The organism is Pseudomonas sp. B21-047 (assembly GCF_024748775.1).
Taxonomy (GTDB): domain Bacteria; phylum Pseudomonadota; class Gammaproteobacteria; order Pseudomonadales; family Pseudomonadaceae; genus Aquipseudomonas; species Aquipseudomonas capeferrum.
On sequence record NZ_CP087169.1, the window covers coordinates 2,101,340 to 2,127,742 of the forward strand.

Annotated in this window: 12 protein-coding genes; 7 read left to right on the top strand and 5 right to left on the bottom strand. The window is 64.0% G+C overall.

What is annotated here, in order from left to right; translation table 11 throughout:
- Positions 1-209: 209 nt before the first annotated feature.
- The 5 genes from LOY26_RS09770 (at position 210) to LOY26_RS09790 (ending at position 6,316) form a co-directional block, all read left to right on the top strand.
- A complete protein-coding gene (locus LOY26_RS09770) occupies positions 210-1,526 on the top strand; it encodes an MFS transporter (RefSeq protein ID WP_258714648.1) in 1,317 nt (438 codons plus the stop codon).
- Between the two features lie 14 nt (positions 1,527-1,540).
- On the top strand, positions 1,541-2,932 hold the full coding sequence (locus tag LOY26_RS09775) for an FAD-dependent oxidoreductase (protein ID WP_186661336.1): 1,392 nt from the start codon (positions 1,541-1,543) through the stop codon (positions 2,930-2,932).
- A 95-nt stretch (positions 2,933-3,027) separates the two neighbouring features.
- Positions 3,028-3,738 carry a YebC/PmpR family DNA-binding transcriptional regulator gene (locus tag LOY26_RS09780; RefSeq protein ID WP_033697117.1) on the top strand — a complete coding sequence of 237 codons (711 nt, stop codon included), beginning with the start codon at positions 3,028-3,030 and terminating at the stop codon, positions 3,736-3,738.
- Between the two features lie 138 nt (positions 3,739-3,876).
- Positions 3,877-4,821, top strand: coding sequence for a LysR family transcriptional regulator (locus tag LOY26_RS09785; protein WP_033697119.1), 945 nt, complete (start codon positions 3,877-3,879; stop codon positions 4,819-4,821).
- Between the two features lie 82 nt (positions 4,822-4,903).
- Positions 4,904-6,316, top strand: a complete 1,413-nt coding sequence (locus LOY26_RS09790; protein WP_258714649.1) for a DOPA decarboxylase — start codon at positions 4,904-4,906, stop codon at positions 6,314-6,316.
- A 38-nt stretch (positions 6,317-6,354) separates the two neighbouring features.
- Here the strand turns inward: LOY26_RS09790 and LOY26_RS09795 are convergent, their stop codons facing one another.
- Positions 6,355-7,728 carry an MFS transporter gene (locus LOY26_RS09795; RefSeq protein ID WP_033697123.1) on the bottom strand — a complete coding sequence of 458 codons (1,374 nt, stop codon included), beginning with the start codon at positions 7,726-7,728 and terminating at the stop codon, positions 6,355-6,357.
- 467 nt (positions 7,729-8,195) lie between these two features.
- On the opposite strand from LOY26_RS09795, the gene quiC reads away from it, so the two are divergent.
- Positions 8,196-10,103, top strand: coding sequence for a 3-dehydroshikimate dehydratase QuiC (gene quiC, locus LOY26_RS09800; protein WP_258714650.1), 1,908 nt, complete (start codon positions 8,196-8,198; stop codon positions 10,101-10,103).
- A 75-nt stretch (positions 10,104-10,178) separates the two neighbouring features.
- On the opposite strand, the gene LOY26_RS09805 is transcribed toward quiC, so the two are convergent.
- The 4 genes from LOY26_RS09805 to LOY26_RS09820 form a co-directional block, all read right to left on the bottom strand.
- Positions 10,179-10,847: a bifunctional 2-polyprenyl-6-hydroxyphenol methylase/3-demethylubiquinol 3-O-methyltransferase UbiG gene (locus LOY26_RS09805; protein ID WP_258714651.1), complete on the bottom strand. Its 669-nt coding sequence runs from the start codon at positions 10,845-10,847 to the stop codon at positions 10,179-10,181.
- Between the two features lie 361 nt (positions 10,848-11,208).
- Entirely contained in the window at positions 11,209-12,537 is a 1,329-nt protein-coding gene (locus LOY26_RS09810) for a TolC family outer membrane protein (RefSeq protein WP_186665586.1), read from the bottom strand.
- 1 nt (position 12,538) lies between these two features.
- Positions 12,539-13,879, bottom strand: a complete 1,341-nt coding sequence (locus LOY26_RS09815) for an HlyD family type I secretion periplasmic adaptor subunit (RefSeq protein WP_186661328.1) — start codon at positions 13,877-13,879, stop codon at positions 12,539-12,541.
- A 6-nt stretch (positions 13,880-13,885) separates the two neighbouring features.
- A complete protein-coding gene (locus LOY26_RS09820; protein WP_186665581.1) occupies positions 13,886-15,622 on the bottom strand; it encodes a type I secretion system permease/ATPase in 1,737 nt (578 codons plus the stop codon).
- A gap of 477 nt (positions 15,623-16,099) precedes the next feature.
- Here LOY26_RS09820 and LOY26_RS09825 point away from each other — a divergent pair, with 477 nt between their 5' ends.
- Positions 16,100-26,389, top strand: a complete 10,290-nt coding sequence (locus LOY26_RS09825) for a peroxidase family protein (protein WP_258714652.1) — start codon at positions 16,100-16,102, stop codon at positions 26,387-26,389.
- The last annotated feature ends 14 nt before the right edge of the window (positions 26,390-26,403 follow it).

The window sequence follows — 26,403 nt, forward strand, 5'->3', positions numbered from 1 at the left end:
TACGATAAATCGATTTTATTTATCAGTCACCAGCTGTTTCCATAGCTCTCAGCCCAACGCTGGTGCCACAAGCGCCAGCCGGGCCATGGTGCTCTTGCAGCGCCATCTGACCCGATGACGGGCCACCGTCATCGCTGTGCGCAACACAAGAACAAGACAGGCGTTTCTTCACATTCTGCCGGCACACTTGAGCAAGAGGTCAGACTCACATGAACCATTCCCTAGCCACGTTCAAACGCTGGCGTATGCAGATTTTCGCAATTACCTGGCTGGCTTATGCCGCCTTCTACTTCACCCGCAAGGCCTTCTCGGTGGCCAAGCTGGGTATCGCCGAAGACCCAAGCTTCATACTCGACAAGGCCGCCATGGCCAACCTCGATGCCATCTACCTGGCTGCCTATGCGGTGGGCCAGTTCACCTGGGGCATGCTTGCCGACCGCTTCGGCCCTCGCGTGGTGGTGCTCGGCGGTTTACTGATTTCGGCGGCGGCGGCCGTGGTGATGGGCAGCTACGCGACCTTCCCGATCTTCGCCACCTGCATGCTGATCCAGGGCTTGGCGCAGTCCACCGGCTGGGCCGGCTTGTGCAAGAACATCGGCAGTTTCTTCCCCGCCGCGCAGCGCGGCCGGGTGCTGGGCCTGTGGAGCTCGTGCTATGCCTTCGGCGGCCTGGTGGCCTCGCCGTTTGCTGGCTGGTGGGCCTACACCCTGGTCGGTACCTGGCACGCAGCGTTTTACTCCAGTGCCGCCGTGGTCGCGCTGGTGGCCGTGCTGTTCTTCTTCCTGCAGCGCAACAAACCTGAAGACGTCGGCTTGCCCGCCGTCGAGCCCGAGCCGCAAAGCATGGCGCCGGGCGCCAACCTGTGCAGCGTCTGGGCGCCCCTGCGCGAGATCATGCGCAACCGCACGGTACTGACCCTGGGCCTGGCCTACTTTCTGCTCAAACCGGCGCGCTACGCCATCTTGCTGTGGGGGCCGGTAATCGTCTTCGAGCAGATGCCATCGGTGGGCAAGGTCGGCGCGGCGATCATCCCGACCGCCTTCGAGCTGGCTGGGCTGTTGGGGCCGATCATGATTGGCCTGGCCTCCGACAAACTGTTCGGCGCGCGGCGCATGCCGGCCTGCGTGATCAGCTTGCTGCTGTTGACGGTGACCCTGGCGGCGTTCATGGCAGCCATGCACAGCGGCAGCGTCGTCATGGTGGTGGGCCTGCTGTTTGTCATGGGCCTGACCCTGTACGGGCCGGACTCGATGATCAGCGGTGCGGCTGCCATCGACTTCGGCACGGCCAAGGCCGGTGCCACTGCCGCGGGCTTCGTCAATGGTTGCGGCTCGGTGGGGGCGGTGCTTGGCGGCCTGCTGCCCGGTTACTTCGACAGCGTCACGGTGTTCATCGTGTTCGCCGGTTGCGCACTGTTCTCGGCCCTGGTGCTGTTGCCGCACTGGAACAGCCGCCCGGCCACCCTGGCCGAAGCCAATGACGTGGCACCCAACACCAGCATGGCGATCAAGCCACTGCGTACCTAAAGGAAAGCGAGCGAATGAGACCCTTCTGGCTGCAACAGGCCCTGGATTCGGAGCAGGATGCGCTATGCCCGCCGCTGCAAGGCGACGCGCGTTGCGACGTATGCATCGTTGGCGGGGGCTACACCGGCCTCTGGACTGCACTGATGCTCAAGGAGGCGGCGCCGGCGCTGGACGTGATGCTGATCGAAGCAGACATCTGCGGCGCAGGTGCCAGTGGGCGCAATGGCGGTTGCGCGCTTTCCTGGTCGGCCAAGTACTTCACCCTCGAACGCTTGTTCGGCACGGCCGAGGCGGTGCGCCTGGTGCGCGAGTCGGAGCGCAGCATTGCGGCCATTGGTGCGTTCTGCGCGGCCAACGGCATCGACTGCGACTACCGCCTCGACGGCACCTTGTACACCGCCACCAACCAGGCCCAGGTGGGCGCGACCGATGCGGTGATCGCGGCGCTGGCGCAGCAGGGCATCAACTCATTCGAACGCCTGCCGCTGGAGGCTGTGCAGCGCCTGGCCGGCTCGGCGCGGCACCTGGAAGGCTGGTTCTCCCCGGCGGCCGCCACCGTGCAGCCTGGGCGGCTGGTGCGTGGCCTGCGCCGTGTGGCCTTGCAGCGCGGGGTGCGCATCCATGAAGGCACGGCCATGGCCAGCCTGGAACACGGCGCGCCAGTGCAGGTGCGTACCGCCCACGGGACGGTGCGCGCCGACCGCGTGGTGCTGGGCCTCAATGCCTGGATGGCGCGGGCCTTCCCGCAGTTCGAGCGCAGCGTGGCCATCGTCTCCAGCGACATGGTGATCACCGAGCCGTGCCCCGACCTGCTGCGCGAAATTGGCTTGAACAACGGCGTCAGCGTGCTCGACTCGCGGATCTTCGTGCATTACTACCACAACACCTCGGATGGCCGGCTGATGCTCGGCAAGGGCGGCAATACTTTCGCTTATGGCGGGCGCATGCTGCCGGTGTTCGACCAGCCTTCGCCGTACCGGCCGCTGCTGCGCGAAAGCCTGGGCGCGTTCTTCCCGGCCCTGGCCGAGGTGCCGCTGGCGGCCAGTTGGAACGGCCCGTCGGACCGCTCGGTGACCGGGCTGCCGTTCTTCGGCCGGCTGGACGGGCAGGGCAATGTGTTCTACGGCTTTGGTTATTCCGGCAGCGGCGTCGGGCCGTGCCACATGGGCGGGCAGATCCTCTCGTCGCTGGCGTTGGGGTTGGACAACCCGTGGTCACGTTCGCCGCTGGTCAACGGCCCGCTGGGGTTGTTCCCCCCCGAACCGATTCGCTACCTGGGCTCGCTGATGGTGCGCAATGCCATCCGTCGCAAAGAGCGCGCCGAGGACCGCGGGCTACGGCCACGGCACCTGGATGTGCGCCTGGCGCGTTTCGCGGCGGCGGCCGGCAAGGCCGACAAAGCATGAGATTTCTTGTCGATCACAGGCCCGAGGGCGTATAAACTGCACCCACTTTTTGGCCGGTCGCTTCCTGAACTGGCCGTTGAAACAAGAGAGTCGACATGGGCGCACAGTGGAAAGCCAAACATAGAGAAACAGCGGCCAATGCCAAAGGCAAGGTCATGGGCAAGCTGTCAAAAGAGATTCAGATCGCTGCCAAATCGGGCGCCGATCCCGACATGAACCCGCGCCTGCGCCTGGCCATCGTGCAGGCCAAGAAGGCCTCGATGACCCGCGAGACTCTGGATCGGGCAATCCGCAAAGGTGCTGGCCTGGACGGTGATGCCGTGCAGTACCATGCGGTGAGCTACGAAGGCTTCGCACCGCACCAGGTGCCGCTGATCGTCGAGTGCCTGACCGACAACATCAACCGTACCGTCGCGCAGGTGCGTGTGCTGTTCCGCAAGGGCCAGCTGGGTGCAAGCGGCTCGGTGGCCTGGGACTTCAACCACGTTGGCCTGATCGAAGCCACCCCGAACGGCGATGCCGACCCGGAAATGGCCGCCATCGAAGCCGGTGCCCAGGACTTCGAGGAAGGCGAAGAAGAGGGTTCGACCCTGTTCATCACCGACACCACCGACCTGGACGCTGTGCAGAAGGCCCTGCCGGAGCATGGCTTTACCGTGGTCTCGGCAAAGATCGGCTACACGCCGAAGAACCCGGTGAGTGCTGCCAGCCTGAGCGCTGAGGCGTTGGCCGAGGTCGAGGCGTTTCTCGAGGCGATCGACGAGAACGATGACGTGCAGAACGTCTATGTCGGCCTGACTGACTGATTTGTGCCTCTGGGGCCGCTTGGCGGCCCTTTCGCGACGCAAGGCCGCTCCTACAGGTACAGCGCTGTACCTGTAGGAGCGGCCTTGTGTCGCGAAACGAGGGCGCAGCCCTCGCCTGCGGCCCGGAGACGAACACCCATGAACCCAACTTTCGCCTCCCTCAGCCTCGCCCACCTGCGTACCCTCGACCACCTGCTGCAGCTGAAAAACCTCAGCCACGCCGCCGAGCGCCTGGGCGTCAGCCAATCGGCCCTGAGCCGCCAACTGGCCCACCTGCGCGAAGCGTTCGACGACCCGCTGCTGGTGCGCCAAGGCCGTGGCTACGTGCTCAGCGAATATGCCGAAGCGTTGGTCGAACCCCTGCGCCAGGTACTCGAAGAGCTTCAGGCCCTGCGCCAACCGGCCGTGTTCGACCCGGCCCGTTGCGAACGGCGCTTCTGCCTGGCGGCCTCCGACTACGTCGCCGAGCACATGCTGCCGTTGCTGGTGGCGGCGCTGGAGCACGAAGCTCCCGGCGTCAGCCTCGAATATCGCACCTGGCAAGCCGGCCAGTATGCCTTGCTGGCCAGCGGCGAAATCGACCTGGCCACCACCTTGTTCGACGAGTCGCCCGCCAACCTGCATGGGCGCTTGCTCGGTGAGGATCGCGCCGTCTGCCTGATGCGCCGCGATCACCCGCTGACAGCCCATCACACGCTCAGCCAGGCGGACTACCTGGCACACAAGCATGTGCGCATCTCCGGTGGTGGCGACAAGGACAGCTTCATCGACCGCCACTTGCGCGCCCAGGGCCTGCAGCGGCGGGTCAGCCTGGAAGTGCCGTTTTTCTCCGCCACGGTGCAGGTGATTGGCAACAGCCAGGCGGTGGCGACGGTGCCCGAGCACATTGCCCGGCAACTGTGCCGCCTGCATGACCTGGCCTGGCGGCCCTTGGGCTTTATCGACCACAGCCAGCGCTACTGGGTGGTCTGGCACCAGCGCCTGCAGGCCTCGGCCGAGCACCGCTGGTTGCGCAACCGGGTGTTCGAATTGTGGCGCCAGTCGCAGTTCGGCGTGCACGGTGGGCATGCGCCAACGCCATAGGAGGTATGCGCGAAGCGGGGTTCATTGGGGGGCAGGCGGCACTTAGACTGAAAGGCAGCAAACTGCCCAAAGGAGACCGCCCGTGACCCCCGAACAATTCCGCCTGTACGGCCACCAACTGATCGACCTGATCGCCGACTACCGCCAAACCGTGGGCGACCGCCCGGTGATGGCCCAGGTCGAGCCCGGCTACCTGAAGGCAGCCCTGCCAGCATGTGCCCCGCAGCAGGGCGAACCGTTCGAGGCGATTCTCGACGACGTCAACAAACTGGTCATGCCAGGCCTGTCCCATTGGCAGCACCCGGATTTCTACGGCTACTTCCCCTCCAACGGCACGTTGTCGTCGGTGCTGGGTGATTTTCTCAGCACCGGCCTGGGCGTACTGGGCCTGTCGTGGCAGTCCAGCCCGGCCTTGAGCGAACTGGAAGAAACCACCCTTGACTGGCTGCGCCAGCTGCTGGGCCTGTCAGGGCAATGGAGCGGGGTGATCCAGGACACCGCCTCGACCAGTACCCTGGTGGCGCTGATCTGCGCCCGCGAACGTGCCAGCGCTTACGCGTTGGTGCGTGGCGGCCTGCAGGCCCAGGCCAAGCCGCTGATCGTCTACGTCAGCGCTCACGCCCACAGTTCGGTGGACAAGGCCGCACTGCTGGCAGGTTTTGGCCGTGACAACATTCGCCTGATCCCCACCGACGAGCGCTTCGCCCTGCAGCCGGCTGCCCTGCAAGCAGCCATCGAGCAGGACCTGGCGGCGGGTAACCAGCCGTGTGCGGTGGTTGCGACCACCGGCACCACTACCACCACGGCACTCGACCCGCTTCGCCCGATCGGTGAAATCACCCAGGCCCATGGCCTGTGGCTGCATGTCGACTCGGCCATGGCCGGCTCGGCGATGATCCTGCCGGAGTGCCGCTGGATGTGGGATGGCATCGAGCTGGCCGACTCGGTGGTGGTCAATGCGCACAAGTGGCTGGGCGTGGCCTTCGACTGTTCGATCTACTACGTGCGCGACCCGCAGCACCTGATCCGCGTGATGAGCACCAACCCCAGCTATTTGCAGTCGGCGGTGGATGACGAGGTGAAGAACCTGCGCGACTGGGGCATCCCGCTGGGGCGCCGCTTCCGTGCGCTGAAACTGTGGTTCATGTTGCGCAGTGAGGGTGTCGAAGCGCTGCAGGCACGCTTGCGGCGTGATTTGGAGAATGCCCAGTGGCTTGCCGAGCAGGTCGAGGCGACGCCGGGCTGGGAACTGCTGGCGCCGGTGCAATTGCAGACGTTGTGCATCCAGCATCGGCCGGCGGGGCTGGAAGGGGAGGCGTTGGATGCGCATACCCGCGGCTGGGCCGAGCGGCTCAATACGTCTGGGGATGCCTATGTGACGCCGGCAACCTTGAATGGCCGGTGGATGGTGCGGGTGTCGGTGGGGGCGCTGCCTACCGAGCGTGAGCATGTCGAGAAACTGTGGCGGGGGCTGCAGGCAGTGGTCAAGGGCTGAAAATGCAGGGGGCCGCAAAAGCGGCCCCCTACGGTCTATCAGTGGCTTACGGTCTGGAGGCTACCTTTACGGCTGGCCTCATACGCTTCTTTGTCCATCGGCTTGGCCTGCGGATTGCCCAGGTCTTCCATCGCCATGCGGTGGGTTTCCGGTGCAATGTACGCCGCCAGGGCGCAGATGCAGGTGATGAAGAACGCCATGCTACCGACCACCAGCGGAATGTTGTCCGAGCCTGGCGGTGCCACGATGGCGAACAGTGCGGGCAACATGGCGGTCAGCATGGTGCCGATGTTCTGCGCGATGGCCATGGCCGAAACACGGTAACGGGTGTGGAACAGCTCTGGGTAGAAGCTTGGGAACACCGCGTTGTAGCCCTGGTAGACCATGCCCCACATCACGATCGAGGCGGCGAAGGCCAGCGGCACGTTCTGGATGCTGATCGCATACAGGTAGACGAAGGCCAGCAGGCCTGAGCCCAGGCACCCGGCGATCATGGTCGGGCGACGGCCGATCTTGTCGGACAGGTTGCCGACAAAGGGAATCACCAGCACCGCAACGATATTGCCGACCACCGGGATCCACAGGTACACGCTCTTGTCGAAGCCGATGCCATAGGCCGGCTGCACCGCGTAGGCCGCGCCGAAGATGGTGGCGACCACCGGAATCACGTTCATCAGTGCCATGAACATCACCAGCACCATGTGTTTCCAGCTATGGCGGAAGGCCTCGCTGACCGGCGACTTGGCGACTTTGTCCTGCTTCTCTTCCTTCACGAACGCAGGTGTCTCGTGCACTTCCTTACGGATGATGAAGCCGGCGATCAGCACCACGGCGCTCATCAGGAACGGAATGCGCCAGCCCCAGTCATTGAAGGCTTCGCTGGGCATGAAGTAGGCCAGTGGCAGGAATACCGCCGCCGCCAGAACCTGGCCGGCCTGCACGCCTTGCAGGGTGAAGCTGGCGTAGTAGCCACGTCGGCCGAATGGCGCATGCTCCATGATCATCGAACTGGCCCCGGAAATCTCGCCGGCCACGGCAAAGCCCTGGATCAGGCGCAGCACCACCAGCAAGACGGGGGCGAGGATGCCGATGTCGTGGTAGGTGGGCAGCAGGCCCACGGCCATGGTCGACAGGCCCATCAGGAACATGCACAGCAGCAGTACGTTCTTGCGCCCGCGGGTATCACCCCAGTGGCCGAGCACAAAGGCCCCGACCGGGCGGGCCAGGTAGCCGACACCGTAGGTAGCCAGCGAGGCGATGATCGCCATCTTGGGGTCGGTATTGGGGAAGAAGATCTGCGGGAAGATCAGGGCCGCAGCCTGGGCATAGATGAAGAAGTCGTAGTACTCGAGTGCCGAGCCTATCCATCCACTGGCGGTCGCTTTCTTGGCTTGAGAGCTGGAGTGAGCCATCGTTGTCTCCGTTGTTCTTGTTGGTTCCCGCACGGCGCGTGGCAAACGTGGGGGTTATCTCGGGAGTGGGGTCAAACGTGAAGTGCGGGGGTATTCCGCGCCAAGGCCGTGACAGACAGCCAGGAGACAGGTGCGGAACGCAAGGCCAGAGCAGTGTTCATAGGTCGGTACCCGGTTTTATTGAACTTATTATGTTGTGACGTTGGGCTTGTCAGCGCAGGTTCTGCCGAACGACCGTCTTGGCAAAGGGCATCGGTCGGTGTGCCTGCGTCTGGTTTCATGTTGACCACGGGTTGGCGGTGTAGCAATTCGCGAAATCGGGTTCTGTTCGGTAATCGAACACAAAACTAACCATTCCGTACAAAGGGATTGATGAGGCGACTTTACCTGCGAATAATCGATCGTGCCAGGTACTGTCACAGTAGGTTTCCTGCGCCGTCGTCCCCTAACAACAAGGAAATCCCGCCATGCAGCGTTCGATTGCCACCGTGTCCTTGAGCGGCACCCTGCCGGAAAAGCTCGAAGCCATCGCCGCCGCCGGCTTCGACGGCGTCGAGATCTTCGAGAACGACCTGCTTTACTACGCTGGCAGCCCGCGTCAGGTTCGCCAGATGTGCGCCGACCTGGGCATCGCCATCACCTTGTTCCAGCCGTTCCGTGATTTTGAAGGCTGCCGCCGCGAGCGCCTGCAGAAGAACGTCGACCGCGCCGAGCGCAAGTTCGACCTGATGCAGGAACTGGGCACCGACCTGGTGCTGGTGTGCAGCAACGTTCAGGCCGACGCCCTGGGCGACGAACAGTTGCTGGTGGACGACCTGCGCCTGTTGGCCGAGCATGCCGGCCAGCGAGGCCTGCGCATCGGTTATGAAGCCTTGGCCTGGGGCCGCCACGTCAAGACCTACCAGCAGGTCTGGAACCTGGTGCGCCAAGCCGACCACCCGGCCCTCGGGGTGATTCTCGACAGCTTCCATACCTTGTCGCTCAAGGGCGACCCCAGCGCGATCCGCGACATCCCTGGCGACAAGATCTTCTTCGTGCAGATGGCCGACGCCCCGATCCTGGCCATGGATGTGCTGGAGTGGAGCCGGCATTTCCGCTGCTTCCCAGGGCAGGGCGAAATGGACCTGGCGGGCTTCCTCGCCCCAATCCTTGCCACCGGCTATCGCGGCCCGCTGTCACTGGAAATCTTCAACGACGGCTTCCGCGCCGCGCCGCCTCGGCAGAACGCCGCCGACGGCTTGCGCTCGCTGCTGTACCTCGAAGAGCAGACCCGCCTGCGCCTGGAGCAGGAGGCCGTGGCGGTGGAGCCGGGCGTGCTGTTCACCCCGCCTGCGGCCAGCGCCTACGACGGCGTGGAATTCCTCGAGTTCGCCGTCGACGAGGCGGTGGGCGCACGCCTGAGCAGCTGGCTGAAACGCCTGGGCTTTGCCGATGCCGGCAAACACCGCAGCAAGGCCGTGCAGCTGCTGCGCCAGGGCGACATCAACATCGTCCTCAATGCCGAACCCTACTCGTTCGGCCACAACTTCTTCGAGGCGCACGGGCCTTCGTTGTGCGCCACGGCGTTGCGGGTCAAGGACCAGCAGGCTGCGCTGAAGCGCGCCACCGCCTTCCGCGGCCAGCCGTTCCGCGGCCTGGTCGGCCCCAATGAATGTGAAGTGCCTGCCGTGCGGGCACCCGATGGCAGCCTGTTGTACCTGGTAGAGCCGGGCAGCGCTGGCCAGACGTTGTACGACACCGACTTCAGCCTGGACAAAACCGCCAATGCCAGCGGTGGCCTGCGCCGTATCGACCACATGGCGCTGGCGCTGCCGGCCGAGTCGCTGGACAGCTGGGTGCTGTTCTACAAGAGCCTGTTCGATTTCGCTGCCGACGACGAAGTGGTGCTGCCGGACCCTTACGGCCTGGTCAAGAGCCGTGCCCTGCGCAGCCAGTGCGGCACCCTGCGCCTGCCACTGAACATCTCTGAGAACCGCAACACGGCCATTGCCCATGCACTGTCCAGCTATCGCGGCTCGGGTGTGCATCACATCGCCTTCGATTGTGATGACATCTTCCGTGAAGTAGCGCGCGCCAAGCTGGCCGGTGTACCGCTGTTGGAGATTCCGCTCAATTACTACGACGACCTGGCAGCGCGTTTCGACTTCGACGACGAGTTCCTCAGCGAATTGGCGTACTACAACGTGCTGTACGACCGTGATGCCCAGGGTGGCGAGCTGTTCCACGTCTACACCGAACCGTTCGAGGAGCGTTTCTTCTTCGAGATCATCCAGCGCAAGGGTGGCTATGCCGGGTATGGCGCGGCCAACGTCGCCGTGCGCCTGGCGGCGATGGCCAAGGCCCGCAGCGGGGTGGCGCGCAAGCCGGTCCTGTAACTGCCGCAGAACTCATGTTTCATTGAGTCAGCAGGGGCGTGTGGCTGCACTCGTCGAAGATCCTTCGGCGTAGGCTCATCGCCCCTCGGCCACCATCAGCAGCGCCTGCGGCACCGCACTTTGCGGGTGCTGCGGCTCCTGCAGGCTGACCAGGCGCAGCCCGGCCATGTCCAATGCATTGAGCCAACTGGCCAGCGTGCGGAAATACCACGGCATCGGCCGCCAGGCCCCGGCAAACCCTGCGAACGACTCTTCCCGCCAGCCATCCTGATAATCGCCCGCTGCCACGCTCCAGGGGTGCAATGTCTGGATCACCAGTGCACCACCGGGTGCCAGCAAGCCCTTCAGTGCTGCCAGCAGCGCAATGATGTCCTGGTGCAGCAGCGCGAAATTGGCACAGATCAGGTCATAGTCACGGCCAACGTTGACGTCGCCCTCGGCTAGCTGGGCGTAGCTGGCAAGGTGAACCTGCGCGGACCCAGCCGCACGTGCCGCAGCCACCAGGGTCTGATCGCCATCCACCCCGGCCGACTCGATGCCGCGGTCGGCAAGTGCCCGCAGCAACCAGCCTTCACCACAGCCAAGGTCCAGCACGCGCTCGGGTTGGCGGCCCAGAATGGCCAGCAGGATGGCCTGGTCGGTAACCTGGCGGCGGCTCTCGATGGCGCCGCTGCGCACCGCGTCGATCCAGGCTTGGGCGTTGTGCTGCCAGCTGTGCAGCACGGTGTCTTCGGGGTTGGGCATGAGGGTGTCCGCGGCAGTGGGTTGGTTCAAGCATAGGCCGCCATCGCGGCCCCTTGGGGGCCACCAGGTGCCTGGCTTGGCATTTTTAGCGCCTATCAGATCGAGCGCCGCCCGCGCGGCGCATCGCGACGCAAGGCCGCTCCTACATTTGTTTCGGGCCAGTGAGGCCAGTGGCATTTGCGCGCGACCGCCTTGTTTGTACGACGCGATATTGAGGGGGGCACCAAGGGGCCGCGCGCCAATGCCACAGGAATAATTGGCCCGAAACAAATGTAGGAGCGGCCTTGCGTCGCGATGCGCCGCGCGGGCGGCGCTCGATCTCCGCCCCAACTCCAAACCCAAGACAGGCACCTAGCCGCCATCACTTACTGACCATCAGCTCCGGCCCCAGGTAGTCGTTGACCAGCTCGATATCATCATCCCCCAGGCTGCCCACCGATGACGCCAGGCGCAGGCGCGACATCAGGTAGTTCAGCTTGGCCTCGAACAGGTCATGGCGCGCGTCGAACAGCAGTTCTTCAGCGTTGAGCACATCCGAATTGGTGCTGGTACCACCCTCCTTGAACCCTTTGCGCGTCGAGATCAGCGAGCGTTCGTTGGACGCCACGGCCTTTTCCAGCGCCTGGATACGCATGGCCCCACTCTGCACGCCGCGGTACTCACGGGTGGTGCCCGAGATGACTTCCTGACGGGTGGCGTCGAGTTCGTCCAGTGCTTTCGAACTGTTGGCGCTGGCCTGACGGGTCAGCGCGCTGGTGCTGCCGCCGCTGTACAGCGGGATGTTCAGTTCCAGCCCGATCGAGTTGTACTGGTTGCGCTGATTCAGCTCTGAAATCGACTGGCTGCTACCTGCGGTGTAGCCCGCCACAAAGTCCAGCGTCGGCCAATGCCCGGCCCTGGCCCGGTTGACCTCTTCTTCGGCAAGCTCATAGCTGTGCCGGCGTGCGTGAATCAGCGGGCTGTCGGCCTGGGCCTTGACCAGCCAGTCCTGCAGGTTGCCCGGTAGCAGTGGCGGGGTGTTGAAGCCCGGCTGCAGTGTGGTCAACGATGCCGGGGTTTCACCAATGTATTCCTCAAGCGTGCGGCGGGCGTTGACCAGGTTGTCTTGCGCCTCGATCAGGTCGGCCTCGGCCAGGTCGCGACGGGCGACCGATTCGTCGATGTCGGTCACCGTGCCGGCGCCCAGCTCCATCCGCCGCTTGGCCGAGGCAAGTTGCTCTTCGAAGGCGTTCAGCTTGGCCTTGGCCAGGGTGATGGTTTCGCTGGCCAGGAGTACATCGAAGTAGCTGTCGGCCAGGCGCACCGCAGCATCCTGGCTCTTGGCGTCGAACACCGCGACGCTGTAGTCGGCACGCTGCTCGCCCTGGCGGTACTCAGCCATTTTCTGCTTGTTGAACAGCGGCTGGCGCAGGCGCACGCTGGCGCCCTTGGAGTCGTAGTCCAGATCGTTCTCGAGGCTGTTCTGGTGCTGGGTGCCATTGACCTTGTTGTAGTAGGCCGTGGCATTGATCTGCGGCAGCAGGCCGGCCTGGCCAATGGCCCGGTTCTCCATGCCGGCTTGTTTTTCATGCTCGGCGGCGCGGTAGACAGGGCCTTGGTATTGCAACAGGTCCCAGGCTTGTTTCAGGTCCATGGCACTGGCCGGCAAGGACAACCCCAACAGGCACAACAACAGGCAGTGTCGGTTCATTTCATTGCTCCTTGAAAGCACTGTCCACGCGTTCGAGCATTGGCTTGAGCAGGTAACTGAGCAGGTTGCGCTCACCGGTCTTGATGGTGACGGTGGCGGGCATGCCGGGCCGTATGTGGTTGCTGCCCAACAGGCTCATGCCGGCGGGCGAGACGTCCACCTGGGCCAGGTAGAAGGGTTGCTTGCTCTCTTCATCAAGCAGGCGGTCGGCAGAGATGGTCTTCACCCGGCCAGGAATGTTCGGTGTCTGGGCGTGGTTGAAGGCCGGGAAGGCGATGTCCACGGCAAGGCCTGGGACCATCTTGTCGATGGCCTGTACCGGGATCATCGCGTCGACCTGCAACGGCTCGTCCAGCGGGACCACTTCCATCAGCTTGGCGCCGGGCTGGATCACCCCGCCGACCGTGGCGATGCCCAGCGCCTGGACCATGCCGTCGATGGGCGAGCGGATCACCGTGTGGGTCACTTCGTAGTCCAGCGCCCGCAGGCGGTCGGCCAGGGTAGTGTTTTCCTTGGCGGTGTCGGTCAGTTGCGATTCGACCTCTTTCAGGTAATCGTGCTGGCGCTGCAGAATGCGCAGCTTGATCTCGGTGGTCTGGCTGCGCACCCGGGCGATATTGTTGAGGTTCTCGGCCTGGCCGGCGGACAGGTCGGCGTTGCTGCGTTCAAGTTCCAGCAGGCGGTTGCGTGGCACATACCCTTCGGCCGCCAGCACGCGGGTGCCTTGCAGTTCCTGGCCGAGGAAGTTGATCTGCGAGGCGCGGGCGCCATACACCTGCTGCAGGCCCTTGAGCTGCACGGCCGATGCCGCCAGGTTCTCTTCGAGGATGCTGATCTCGCCAGCCAGGCCGGCGCGGCGGGTATCGAGCAAGCGTTGCTGCAAGTCCATGGCGGCCAGCAGGCGCGGGTCAGTGCCGAAACGCGTGAGCAAGGCCGGGTCGAAGTTGACCGTGTCGCGGCTGTCGCGCTCGGCTTCCAGGCGGTTTTCCACGGTCTTGCTGACAATGTACTGGGCGCTGACCGCGCCTTGTTCGGCCACGGCGCGCAGGGCATCGAGGCGCACCAGTTCCTGGCCCTTTTTCACCACGTCGCCTTCGCGCACCAGGATCGCCTCCACGGTGCCGCCACTCAAGTGCTGCACCGCCTTGCGGTTGCTGGTGACCTTGACCGTGCCGGTGGCGACCACGCCGGCATCCAGCGGCGCCAGGCACGACCACAGCAGGAAGCCGCCGAAGCCGGCAACGACCAGCCATACGCCCCAGCGCGCCGGTTTGCCGGCATCCAGGTCGATCAGGTTTTTCGCCTCGGCGGGGATCAACTCGGTAGGTTGGCTCATGTGCATGATCGGTCACTCCCGTACTTTTACCGACGCCAGTGGCGCCGCTGTGCCCGCCGGTATCACGCTGGCTTTACGCAGCGCTGCGAAGACTTCGTCGCGCGTGCCCAGCATCTGCACGCCGCCGTCACGCAGCATCAGCACTTTGTCGACGGCGCACAGCACGTTGGGCCGATGGGAAACCAGTATCACCGTGGCGCCACGCGCCTTGAGTTCAGCCAGGGCATCGACCAGGGCCTTTTCACCGACGTCGTCGAGGTTGGCGTTGGGTTCATCCAGCACCACCAGGTTGGGTTCGCCGTACAACGCACGGGCCAAAGCAATACGCTGCTTCTGGCCACCGGACAGTGGGCTGCCATCGGTACTCAGGCGGGTGTCGTAACCCTGCGGGAAACGCAGGATCATTTCGTGCACACCGGTGCTCTTGGCAGCGCGGATGGCCGCCTCGCTGTCCACCTCGGCAAACCGCGCGATGTTGTCGGCGATGGTGCCTTCGAACAGCTCCACGTCCTGCGGCAGGTAGCCGAGCCAGGGGCCAAGTTCGCTTTTGTTCCAGTTGAAAATGTCGGCGCCGTCCAGGCGCACCTTGCCGGCCTGGGTCGGCCAGACGCCAACCAGCAGGCGGGCGAGGGTGGACTTGCCCGAAGCGGAGGGGCCGATGACGCCCAGGCTTTCGCCCGGCGCCAGGCTGAAACTGACCCCACGCAGAATGGTGGTGTTGGTGCCGGGGGCGCCGGCGAACACATTCTCTACGGCGAGCATGCCCACCGGCCGTTGCAGCGACATGCTCGGTGGCCGGCGTGGGTAGTCCTGTAGCAACTCGTTGAGCCGGCTCCAGGCCGTGCGGCAGCCGAGCAATTGCTTCCAGGAGGCGATCACCTGTTCAACCGGCCCCAGCGCGCGGCCGGTGAGGATCGAACAGGCGATCATCATGCCCGGGGTGATCTTGCCTTCGATTGCCAACAGCGCGCCGGTGCCAAGAATCAGCGATTGCAGGGTAATGCGCACAAAGCGCCCGGTACTGCTGATCAGGGCTGCACGGTCGGAGGCCAGGGTCTGCATCTGCAGGATGCGCAGGTGGCTCTGGTACCAGCGCTTGCTGATCGACGGCAGCATGCCCATGGCCTCGATGACTTCGGCGTTGCGCAGGTTGTTGTTAGCGTAGTTGGCGGAGGACAGTGCCGCGTGGTTAGCCTCGGCCAGCGGTTTGTGCGTGGCCTTTTCGGTGAGGTACGCCAGGCCCGCGAGGATCATCGAGCCGATCATTGTGATCAGCCCGAGCAGCGGGTGGATCAGGTAGCAGACCAGCAGGTAGATCGGTGTCCACGGTGCATCGAAGAAGGCGAACAGGCCATTGCCGGTCAGAAACTGGCGGACCTGCGCGAGGTCTTGCAGGGCCTGGGCCGGATTGCCCCCGGCGCGGTTCAGGTTGCGCTCGAAGGCGGCGCTGAAGATGCGTTGGTTGAGGTCCATGTCCAGGCAATTGCCGACCCGGATCAACACCCGGGTGCGGATCATTTCCAGGGCGGACATCAGCAGGAACAGCCCCACCACCAGCAGGGTCAGCATCGTTAACGTGGTGATATTGCGGCTGACCAGGGCGCGGTCATAGACCTGGAGCATGTACACCGCTGGCGTCAACATCATGACGTTTATTACGCCGCTGAAGCCTGCCAGGGCGTAGAAGCTGCGGCGCAGGCGAAAAAGCGCCTCGGCCAATTCGGAACGGGTGCGCGGCTGCTTGTGCATCTGGGGCCTCCCTCTTCACAAAACCGGAGGCCGTTGCGGCGTCCCGGACAGCTCTAGCTGTGGCTTCTGATCGGCTCGCAGGCGGGTCGCTCTATAGGCGTGTTGTCCGAAAACGCTGCGTTGCTCCCACAAGCAGCAGCGTAGGTTGCAGAGAAATGTCTTGTAATATCATTTTGCTCTATAAATGCATTGAACTTTTCATAAGTCACGTAAAAACAGCGAGTTGCAACGCATTATCATCGAGAGTCATTTTTACGGCGGCTTATTGACAAGGTTTGACTCTACGACTTTAGTCTTGGTTATTCGGGCCCTGAATGGTTACCGGCAAGGCCGTACCTACAGGGATCGCGTTTGACCAGAAGTCATCGCCTGTACATCCCCGGAAAACCGAACCACGCACTGCGCACGTCAAACGACTGGGCGCGGGAAGGACCCTGTTGCCCCGCTTGTTTCTTCGATACATCGAGGGCAATTGAAATGGCCAATTTCAGCAAGTCGGACCTGGAGTTCATCCTCAAGCAGATCTTCATCGCCGAAGCCCACGCCAAGGGCGCCAACCTCATCGATCTGCTGCCCAACAGCCAGGTGCCGTTCGGCTTGCGCACCGTGGACGGCAGCTTCAACAACCTGGTGACCGGGCAAAGCGAGTTCGGTGCCGCCGACAATGCCTTCCTGCGCCTGCTCGACCCCGCCTACCGTGCGGCCTACGCCGGCACCGGCACGGTGGTCGACAGCCAGCCCCGCACCATCAGCAACCTGATCGTCGACCAGACCGCGAACAACCCCGCAGCGGTCGAGGCCAACGGTGGCGCCGCGCCGGTGATCAGCCCCGGCCTGGATGGCGTGTTCGGCACCGCCGACGACAAGCCTGTGTTCTTCATCCCCAACCAGTCGGCAGATGCGGGCCTGACCGCGGGCTTCAACGCCTGGATGACCTTCTTTGGCCAGTTCTTCGATCATGGCCTGGACCTGGTGACCAAAAGCGCCACCGACATCGTGTTCATCCCGCTGCAGCCCGATGACCCGTTGTTCGTGCCCAACAGCCCGACCAACTTCATGGTGCTGTCACGTGCCGTGCGCACGGCCGGCGCCGATGGCGTGGTCGGCACGGCCGACGACAGCCAGCCCAATACCACCTCGCCCTTCGTCGACCAGAGCCAGACCTACAGCTCGCACCCCTCGCACCAGGTGTTCCTGCGCGAGTACATGCTCAACGCCGCCGGCGACCCGATTGCCACCGGGCGCCTGATCACCAACCGTGACCTGGGTGCCGACGGCACATTCGGCACGGCCGATGATGGCAATGGCGAGAGTGGCGGCATGGCCACCTGGGCCGTAGTCAAGGCCCAGGCCCGCGACGTGCTCGGTATCAACCTGACCGACGCCGACGTGCATAACGTGCCGCTGCTGGCGACCGATGCCTATGGCAACTTCCTGCGGGGGCCCAACGGCATGCCGCAGGTGGTGATGCGCATCAGCAACGGCGCCGACGGTATTGCCGGGACTGCCGATGACGTGACCCAGCTGGTCGAAGGCAATCGCGCCGCGCCCATCAGCCTGGCCAACGCCGTGAGCACCGGGCATGCCTTCCTCGACGACATCGCCCACAACGCTGCGCCGGTGGTGGTCGGCGGCGTGCTGCAGGCCGACGCCGACAGCGACGTGGGCAATGCGCAGCCGGTGGGCGCAGGTGGCAACAACCTGACCTATGACAACGAACTGCTCGACGCCCACTACATCGCCGGCGACGGCCGGGTGAACGAGAACATTGGCCTGACCGCCGTGCACCACGTGTTCCACGCCGAGCACAACCGCCTGGTCCAGCAGTCCAAGGACACCATCCTTGCCGCAGGCGACCTGGCCTTCCTCAACGAGTGGCTGGTGGATGACGTTGCCGCGATACCGACCACACCCGGCGCTATCGCGGCCTTGGTGTGGGATGGCGAACGCCTGTTCCAGGCTGCCAAGGTCGGTACCGAGATGCAGTACCAACACCTGGTGTTCGAGGAGTTCGCACGCACCATTCAGCCGCAGATCGACGAATTTCTGGCGCCCAACGGCTATGACACCTCGATCAACCCGGCCATCCTCGCCGAGTTCGCCCACGTGGTGTACCGCTTCGGCCACTCGATGCTGACCGAAACCGTCGACCGCCTGGACCCTGAGTTCAACCCGATCCTCACCGACCCCAACAACCCCGATCAGCAGCTTGGCCTGATCGCCGCCTTCCTCAACCCATTGGCGTTCGCCGGCAGCGGGGCGACTGCGGATGAAGCGGCAGGGGCGATCATTCGTGGCGTGACGCGCCAAGTCGGCAACGAGATCGACGAGTTCGTCACCGAAGCGCTGCGCAACAACCTGCTGGGCCTGCCGCTCGACCTGCCGGCGCTGAACCTGGCACGCGGGCGCGATACCGGCATCCCCACCCTGAACGAGGCCCGCCGTGAGTTCTGGGCCGCGACCGGCGACAGCCAGCTCAAGGCCTACATCAGCTGGGTCGACTTTGCCGACCACCTCAAGCACCCCGCATCGCTGGTCAACTTCATCGCCGCCTACGGTACCCATGCCTCGATCACCGGGGCGACCACAATGGAAGACAAACGCGCCGCCGCCATGGCCCTGGTGTTCGGGGGCGAGGGTGCGCCGGCCGACCGCCTCGACTTCCTCAACGGCACCGGTGCCTGGGCCAACGTGACCCTGGCCGGCAAGGACGGGGTGCTGGGCACTGCAGACGACGTGACTGGGGTGACTGTTACCGGCGTTGACACCATCGACTTCTGGGTCGGTGGCCTGGCCGAGCAGAAGATGCCGTTCGGTGGCATGCTCGGGTCGAGCTTCAACTTCATCTTCGAAACCCAGATGGAGGCGCTGCAGAACGGCGACCGGTTCTACTACCTGTCGCGCATGGCGGGCACCAACTTCGGCACGGAGCTTGAAAACAACTCCTTCGCCAAGCTGATCATGCTCAACTCCGATGTCACCCACCTGTCCAACACCGTGTTCCTGACGCCCACCTTCACCCTCGAAGTGAACCAGGCCAACCAGTTCACCGGGCTGGGTGCCGACGGCAAGGCCGACCCGACTGGCGGCATCATGATCTACGGCGAGGAAATCGTGCCCCTGGTGATCCGCGACAACCCCGATACCGTGGGCGCCGACAGCAACTACCTGCACTACACCGGCCTGGATCATGTGGTGCTGGGGGGGACTGCTGGCAATGACATCATCATTTCCAGCGAAGGTGATGACACGCTCTACGGCGACGGCGGCAATGACCGCCTCGAAGGCGGCGCGGGCAACGATGCGGTGCTGGGCGGCGCGGGCGATGACATCATCACCGATGCGTTTGGCGACAATCGCCTGGAAGGCAACGCCGGTAACGACGTGATCGTCGCCGGCAGCATGGGGGCAGCCGGCAACCTGATACTGGGTGGCGATGGCCAGGACTTCATCATCACCACTGAAGACATCAGCACCACCTTCGGCGGCCAGGGCGACGACTTCATCCTAGGCGCCAAGACCAACCTGCCACCGACCGGCAACGAGGGTGATGATTGGATCGAGATGGGTACCCAGGACGGTGCGCCCGGCGACAACTTGGCGCCCCTGCTGGGTGACGAAGTGATCGGCAACGACATCTTCGTCGGTGGCCCTGGCTTCGACGAAATGATCGGTGAAGGTGGCGATGACATCTTTGTCGGCAGCGATGCCCAGGACAAGATGGAAGGCATGTCTGGCTTCGACTGGGTGACCCACAAGAATGACAAGGTCGGTGTGACTGTCGATCTGAGCCTGGCCGCATTGGCGCAGCCGCATGGTAATGCGCCAAACCAGAACAATGGCGTGTTCAGCCCGGTCGGTGCTTCACCGGCCTCGATTCTCGACCGCTTTGCCGAAGTCGAAGGGTTGTCCGGTTCCAGGTTCGGCGATGTACTCAGGGGTGACGACGTCGATGCGGTCACCATCCTCAATCACGGCGGCACCACAGGCAGTGCGCTGACCAACGTGGCGTTGATCCACGGGCTGGAGCAGTTCCTTGCCGATGCAGGTTTACCCACCACCGGCTTTGCCACCGGCAACATCATCCTGGGCGGCAACGGCAGCGACCTGATCGAGGGCCGTGGAGGCGATGACCTGATCGACGGTGACAAGTGGATCAACGTGCGGATTGCGGTGTACGCCGCCGACGACGTCAACCATACCGGGCCGGAAATCGCCAGCTTCGACAGCATGGTCGACATGATCCCGTTCATGCTCGACCGCACCTACAACCCCGGCCAGCTCAAGGCCGTGCGGGAAATCCTGCCAGGCAGTTCGACCGGTGGTGCAGCCTTCGATACCGCGGTGTTTTCCGGGCTTCAGGCCGACTACGTGGTCACCCAGAACACCCGCGGCACGGCCGATGTGGCGGACGATGTGTGGACGGTAACCGATACCGTCGGCAATGACGGCACCGACACTCTGCTGCATATTGAGCGCCTGCAATTCTCCGACGGCCAGCGCGTGCTGGTGGCGGGCGTGAACGCCCAGCCGACCGGCAGCCCGAGCATCACTGACAGCAACGCTGGCGCGATTACCGTCGGCGACATGCTGACCGTGAGTATGGCCGGGGTGCTGGATGGCGACAACATTTCGCCGACCAACCCACAAGGGCTGCTCGACAATACGTCGGTGTCCTACTACTGGCAGTTCGAGGCCGAGCCGGGCAGCGGTGTGTTCGAAGACATCATCCTGTTGCCGGCCGGCGACCTGGCGTTCCAGAGCGCCGATGGCACCGCGTTCAAGGTCTCGCCGGACCTGGCCGGGTTGTCGCTGCGGGTCAAGGCGATCTACCAGGATGCCCACGGCACCACCGAAGTGCTGTTCTCGCAGCCCACTGCCGTGGTCGAAGCGGGCGCGCCCGTGGTACCAACTGCACCAACGCCGGTGGTCGATGCCAGCGAAGGGGGAGAGGGCCTGCACATGGTCCGCTCCGACCTGAACTTCATCCTGGCCCAGATCAAGATTGCCGAGGCCGATGCTGCCGGGCAGGATATCCTTTCGCTGATACCTAACATCCGGGCGGCCATGGGTCTGCGGACGGTCGACGGCTCGAACAACAACCTGATGAACCTCAACGGTATCAACAACACCCAGTTCGGTGCTGCCGACAACGTCTTCCCACGGCTGACAGACCCGGTGTTCAACCCGGCCGAAGGTGCGCCGGCCGGCTTCTTCGGCCCCGGCTCGCCGGCCATTCCCGGGTCTTCCTATCAGCAGACCAGCGGAGCGGTATTCGACTCGCAGCCGCGTACCATCAGCAACCTGATCGTCGACCAGACCTCGAACAACCCGGCAGCTTATGCCACGGCCTACGACCCAGGCGCGGACGGTGTGCTCAACTTCGGCACGCCGGGTAACGACGACGTGCTCAAGGATGGCGTACGGGTGGTCGCCAGCCCTGGCATGGATGGCCAGTTCGGTACCACTGACGATCGCGATGTCTACCTGTTCGAAAACACCACGGCGGATGCTGGGCTGTCTGCACCGTTCAATGCCTGGATGACGTTCTTCGGGCAGTTCTTCGACCACGGTCTGGACCTGCTAACCAAGGGGGGATCAGGCACGGTGTTTATTCCATTGCAACCGGATGACCCGCTCTACGTGCCTGGTGGCAACACCAATTTCATGGTGCTGACCCGCGCCACCAACCAGCCAGGGCCAGATGGTCTTCTCGGCACCGCCGACGATATCCGCGAGCACACCAACACCACCACGCCGTTCGTTGACCAGAACCAGACCTACAGCTCGCATCCCTCGCATCAGGTATTCCTGCGCGGCTACCAGATGACCGACCAGGGCCCCGTCGCCACTGGCCGGCTGATCACCAACCGTGACCTCGGTACCGATGGCAAGTTCGGCAGTGCGGACGACAGCGAAATTGGCGGCATGGCGACCTGGAAGGTGGTCAAGGCGCAGGCTAACGACCTGCTCGGCATTCACCTCACCGATGCCGACGTCGGGAATGTTCCGCTGTTGGCCACTGATGCCTATGGCAACTTCGTCAAAGGGCCCAATGGCTACCCGATGGTGGTGATGAAGGGCGCCGATGGGCTGGGCGGCACGGCGGATGACGTGCTGGTCGAAGGCAACCCGCTGGCGCCGATCGACTTGACCAATGCCGTGCGCACGGGCCACGAGTTCCTCGCCGACATCGCCCACAATGCCGTACCGGTGTTCAATGCCGGCGTGCTGGCGCCCGATGGCGATGCCCTGGTGGGCAACGCCGTGCCGGTCAACCCGCAGACAGGCGCCAACCTGGCGTACGACAACGAGCTGCTGGATGCGCATTACATCGCGGGCGATGGCCGGGTCAACGAAAACATCGGCCTGACCGCCGTGCACGCGATCTTCCACGCCGAGCACAACCGGCTGGTGGCGCAAACCATGGACACCGTGCTCGATGCCGGCGACGTGGCCTTCCTCAACGAGTGGCTGCTCAACCCGGTCACCGCACTGCCTGCCAGCCAGGCCGAGATCGATGCGCTGGTGTGGAATGGCGAGCGGTTGTTCCAGGCGGCCAAGTTCGGCACCGAGATGCAGTATCAGCACCTGGTGTTCGAGGAGTTCGCACGCACCATCCAGCCGCGCGTCGACCTGTTCTTCGCCCCGACCCAGGTGTATGACGTCGACCTCGACGCCTCGATCGTCGCCGAGTTCGCGCACACCGTGTACCGCTTCGGCCACTCGATGCTGACCGAGACCGTCGACCGCTTCGACATCGACTTCAACGTGGTCAAGGACCCGGCCAGCGCCAACCCCGAGCAGCAACTCGGCCTGATCGCCGCGTTCCTCAACCCGCTGGCGTACGCCGCCAGTGGGGTCACACCAGAGGACGCGACCAGCGCCATCGTGCGCGGGGTGACGCGCCAGGCGGGTAACGAAATCGACGAGTTCGTCACCGAGGCGCTGCGCAATAACCTGCTGGGCCTGCCGCTCGACCTGCCGGCGATCAACATCGCCCGTGGCCGCGATGTGGGTATTCCTTCGCTCAACGCCGTGCGCCGCGATATCTACGAGCAAACCGGCGATACCCAACTCAAGCCGTACACCAGTTGGGTCGATTTGGTGCAACACCTCAAGCATGCGGAGTCGTTGATCAACTTCATTGCCGCCTACGGCACACACAGCACCATCACCGGTGCTACCACTCTGGTGGACAAGCGCGCGGCGGCCATGGCGCTGGTGTTCGGTGGCGACGGTTCGCCGGCGGACCGCCTGGACTTCCTCAATGGCACCGGAGCCTGGGCCAACGTGACACAGCCCGGCAAGGATGGTGTGCTGGGCACCGCCGATGACCTGAGGGCAGTGACAGTGACCGGGGTCGATGCCATCGACCTGTGGATCGGTGGCCTGGCCGAAGCGAAAGCACCCTTCGGTGGCATGCTCGGCTCGACCTTCAACTTCGTGTTCGAGAACCAGATGGAAAAACTCCAGGACGGCGACCGCTTCTACTACCTGGAGCGCACCTCTGGCCTGTCGATGAATGCCGAGCTGGAAAGCAACTCGTTCGCCAAGCTGATCATGGCCAACACGTCGGCCACCCACTTGCCAGGCCTGGTGTTCTCGGACCCGGCGTTCTACCTCGAAGTGGACCGCAGCAAGCAGTACAACGATGGCCTGGGCAATGCCGACCCGCTGGGCGATAACGGCCAGCAGGTGGTGTTCCGCGACAACCCGCTGACTGCCGGGCCCGACACCAACTACATCCGCTACGCCGGTGAAGAGCACATCGTGCTGGGCGGCAGCAACGGCGATGACATACTCGTCTCTGGCGGTGGCGACGACACGGTCTGGGGCGATGCCGGCAATGATCGCATCGAAGGCGGCAACGGCAACGACCAGCTGCGCGGCGGTGCCGGCGACGACATCATCAGCGACGTGGGCGGCGACGACAATATCCAGGGCGGCGACGGCAACGACGTGCTGCACGGCGGTAATGGCGTCAACCTGATCATCGGTGGTTTTGGCAACGACTTCATCGTCACTGGTGAAGACGCCTCCGAAGCCATTGGCGGCCAGGGCAACGACTTCATCCTGGGCAGCAAGGCCAACGAACAGGACATGGGCAACGAAGGCGACGACTGGATCGAGAAGGGCACCTCGGACGGTGCGCCTGGCGACAACTTCGACCCGCTCGGCAACGACCCGGTGATCGGCAATGATGTGTTCGTCGGCGGCAACGAGAACGACAAGTTCAACGGCGAAGGGGGCGACGACATCATGGTCGGCAGCCTCGGCTTCGGTGACCGCTATATCGGCGGCTCGGGCTACGACTGGGCGACCTTCAAGGGCCTCGCCCAAGGCGTGAGCATCGATTTCACCGACCGCTTCTTCGATGTGCCGCCGGTGCCGGGCTCGGGCGCTTCGGCGCAGGTACGCTTCGACATCATGGAAGGCCTGTCGGGTTCGGCGCACGGTGACTTCCTGCGTGGTGACAATGAGGATGCCGCCTCGCTGCCCACCTCAGGTGCCAACGGCAGCGTGCTGACCAATATCAGCCTGATCAATGGCCTGGCCGACCTGTTGGCTGCCGGTGCGACGTTCTACGACGGCGGCAACATCATCCTTGGCGGCAGCGGCAGCGACCTGCTCGAAGGCCGCGGCGGCGATGACATCCTCGACGGTGACAAGTGGCTCAACGTGCGCATCAGCGTGCGCGCCAACAGTGATGGCACCGGCCCGGAAATTGCCACGTTCGACAGCATGGAGCCGATGGTACCGCTGATGCTCAACGGTACTTACAACCCGGGCCAGCTGGTGATCACCCGGGAGATTGTCAGCGGTACCGACAACTATGACACCGCCTTGTTCTCGGGGGTTGCGACCGACTACAGCGTCGTGGTCGATGGCAATGCGGTCATCGTCACCGACCTGGTGGCGGGGCGTGATGGTGTCGATCGGCTGACCGGCATCGAGCGGCTGCAGTTCTCTGACCGTGCCATTGCCTCTGGCGTCGGCACGGCCGTCAACGCCGACCCATCGGGCCACCTGGCGATCCTTGACGATGCCACGGGCGGGCGTGAGGACACACCGGTTGCCGGCCAGTTGCTGCGTGTCTCTGACCTGGCGGTGCACGATGCCGACAACGTCAGTGCGGCCAACCCGACGGGTGCGGTCAATGGGCCTGTGGCCTACTACTGGCAGGTCGAGCAACTGCCGGGCTCGGGTGTCTATGAGGACATCACCTTCGTCGCCGCAGGCGAAGCATCGCGGGCGATCGGCAGTACCTATCGGGTGACGGATGATGTGGCGGGGTTGAGCATTCGGGTGCGGGCGGTGTATCAGGATGCCAAGGGCACCCTGGAGATCGTCGACTCCGCGCCGAACAGCGCGCCGAGCGCCGGGCCGGTCGTGACCGGGCTGCTGGTGCAGAACCAGACACTGACGGCCGACCCGGCGACCATCGTCGACGCCGACGGCCTGAGCAATCCGCAGTTCAGCTTCCAGTGGCAGTCGAACCGCGGTGTCGGTTGGGTCAACATCGCGGGCGCCATCGGCAGCACCTTCGTCCTGACCCAGGCGCAGGTGGGGCAGAACATGCGGGTGGTGGTCAGCTACGTGGATGACTTCGGCGTGCAAGAAAGCATTGCCTCCGACATCCTCGACCCGGTGGCCAACGCCAATGATGCACCGACCGGTGCGGTCCTGATCAGTGACACTACGCCAGTCCAAGGGCAGACGCTGACGGCCCTAACCGGCAGCATTGCCGACCTGGACGGGCTGGGGGCGTTCAGCTTCCAGTGGCAGCAAGGTACTGGCGGCGTCTTCAGCGACATCATCGGCGCCACTGCGGCCACCTTTACCCCGGGCCTCAACCATGGGAACCAGCAACTGCGGGTGATCGTGCGCTATACCGACGGCTTCGGCACCCTGGAGACACTCACCTCGGCGGCGACTGATGCAGTGCCAGGGTTGACGCTGGTCGGCACCAACGGTAACGACATCCTGATCGGCAGCACGGGCGATGACGTGATCTCCGGCCTGGACGGCGCCGACCTGCTGTTTGGCGGGCTTGGCAACGACATCCTCAACGGTGGGCTTGGCAACGACAGCCTCGACGGCGGGCTTGGCGCGGATACCATGACCGGCGGTGATGGCAACGATACCTATGTGGTGGATAACGCTGGGGATGTGGTGATCGAGGCGGCGGCGGGCGGTACGGATACTGTGCGTACCACGTTAGCCAGCTACAGCCTGGGTGCCAACGTCGAGAACCTGACCTATACCGGGGTGGGCAACTTCATCGGTGGCGGTAACGCGGTGGACAACATCATGGTCGGCGGTGTCGGTAACGACCTGCTCAATGGCGGTACCGGTGCCGACCGCCTGGTGGGTGGTCTCGGCAACGACATCTACGTGGTGGATAACGCCGCAGATGTGGTGATCGAAGCTACAGGGGCAGGTACGGATACCGTACGTACCACCCTGGCCAGCTACGGCATGACCAGCAATCTTGAGAACCTGATTTATACCGGGGTAGGCAACTTCGTCGGTGGCGGTAACGCGCTGGACAACATCATGGTCGGCGGTATTGGCAACGACCTGCTCAATGGCGGTGAAGGTGCCGACCGCCTGGTGGGTGGTCTCGGCAACGACATCTACGTGGTGGATAACGCTGCAGATGTGGTGATCGAAGCTACAGGGGCAGGTACGGATACCGTACGTACCACCCTGGCCAGCTACGGCATGACCAGCAATCTTGAGAACCTGATCTATACCGGGTAGGCAACTTCGTCGGT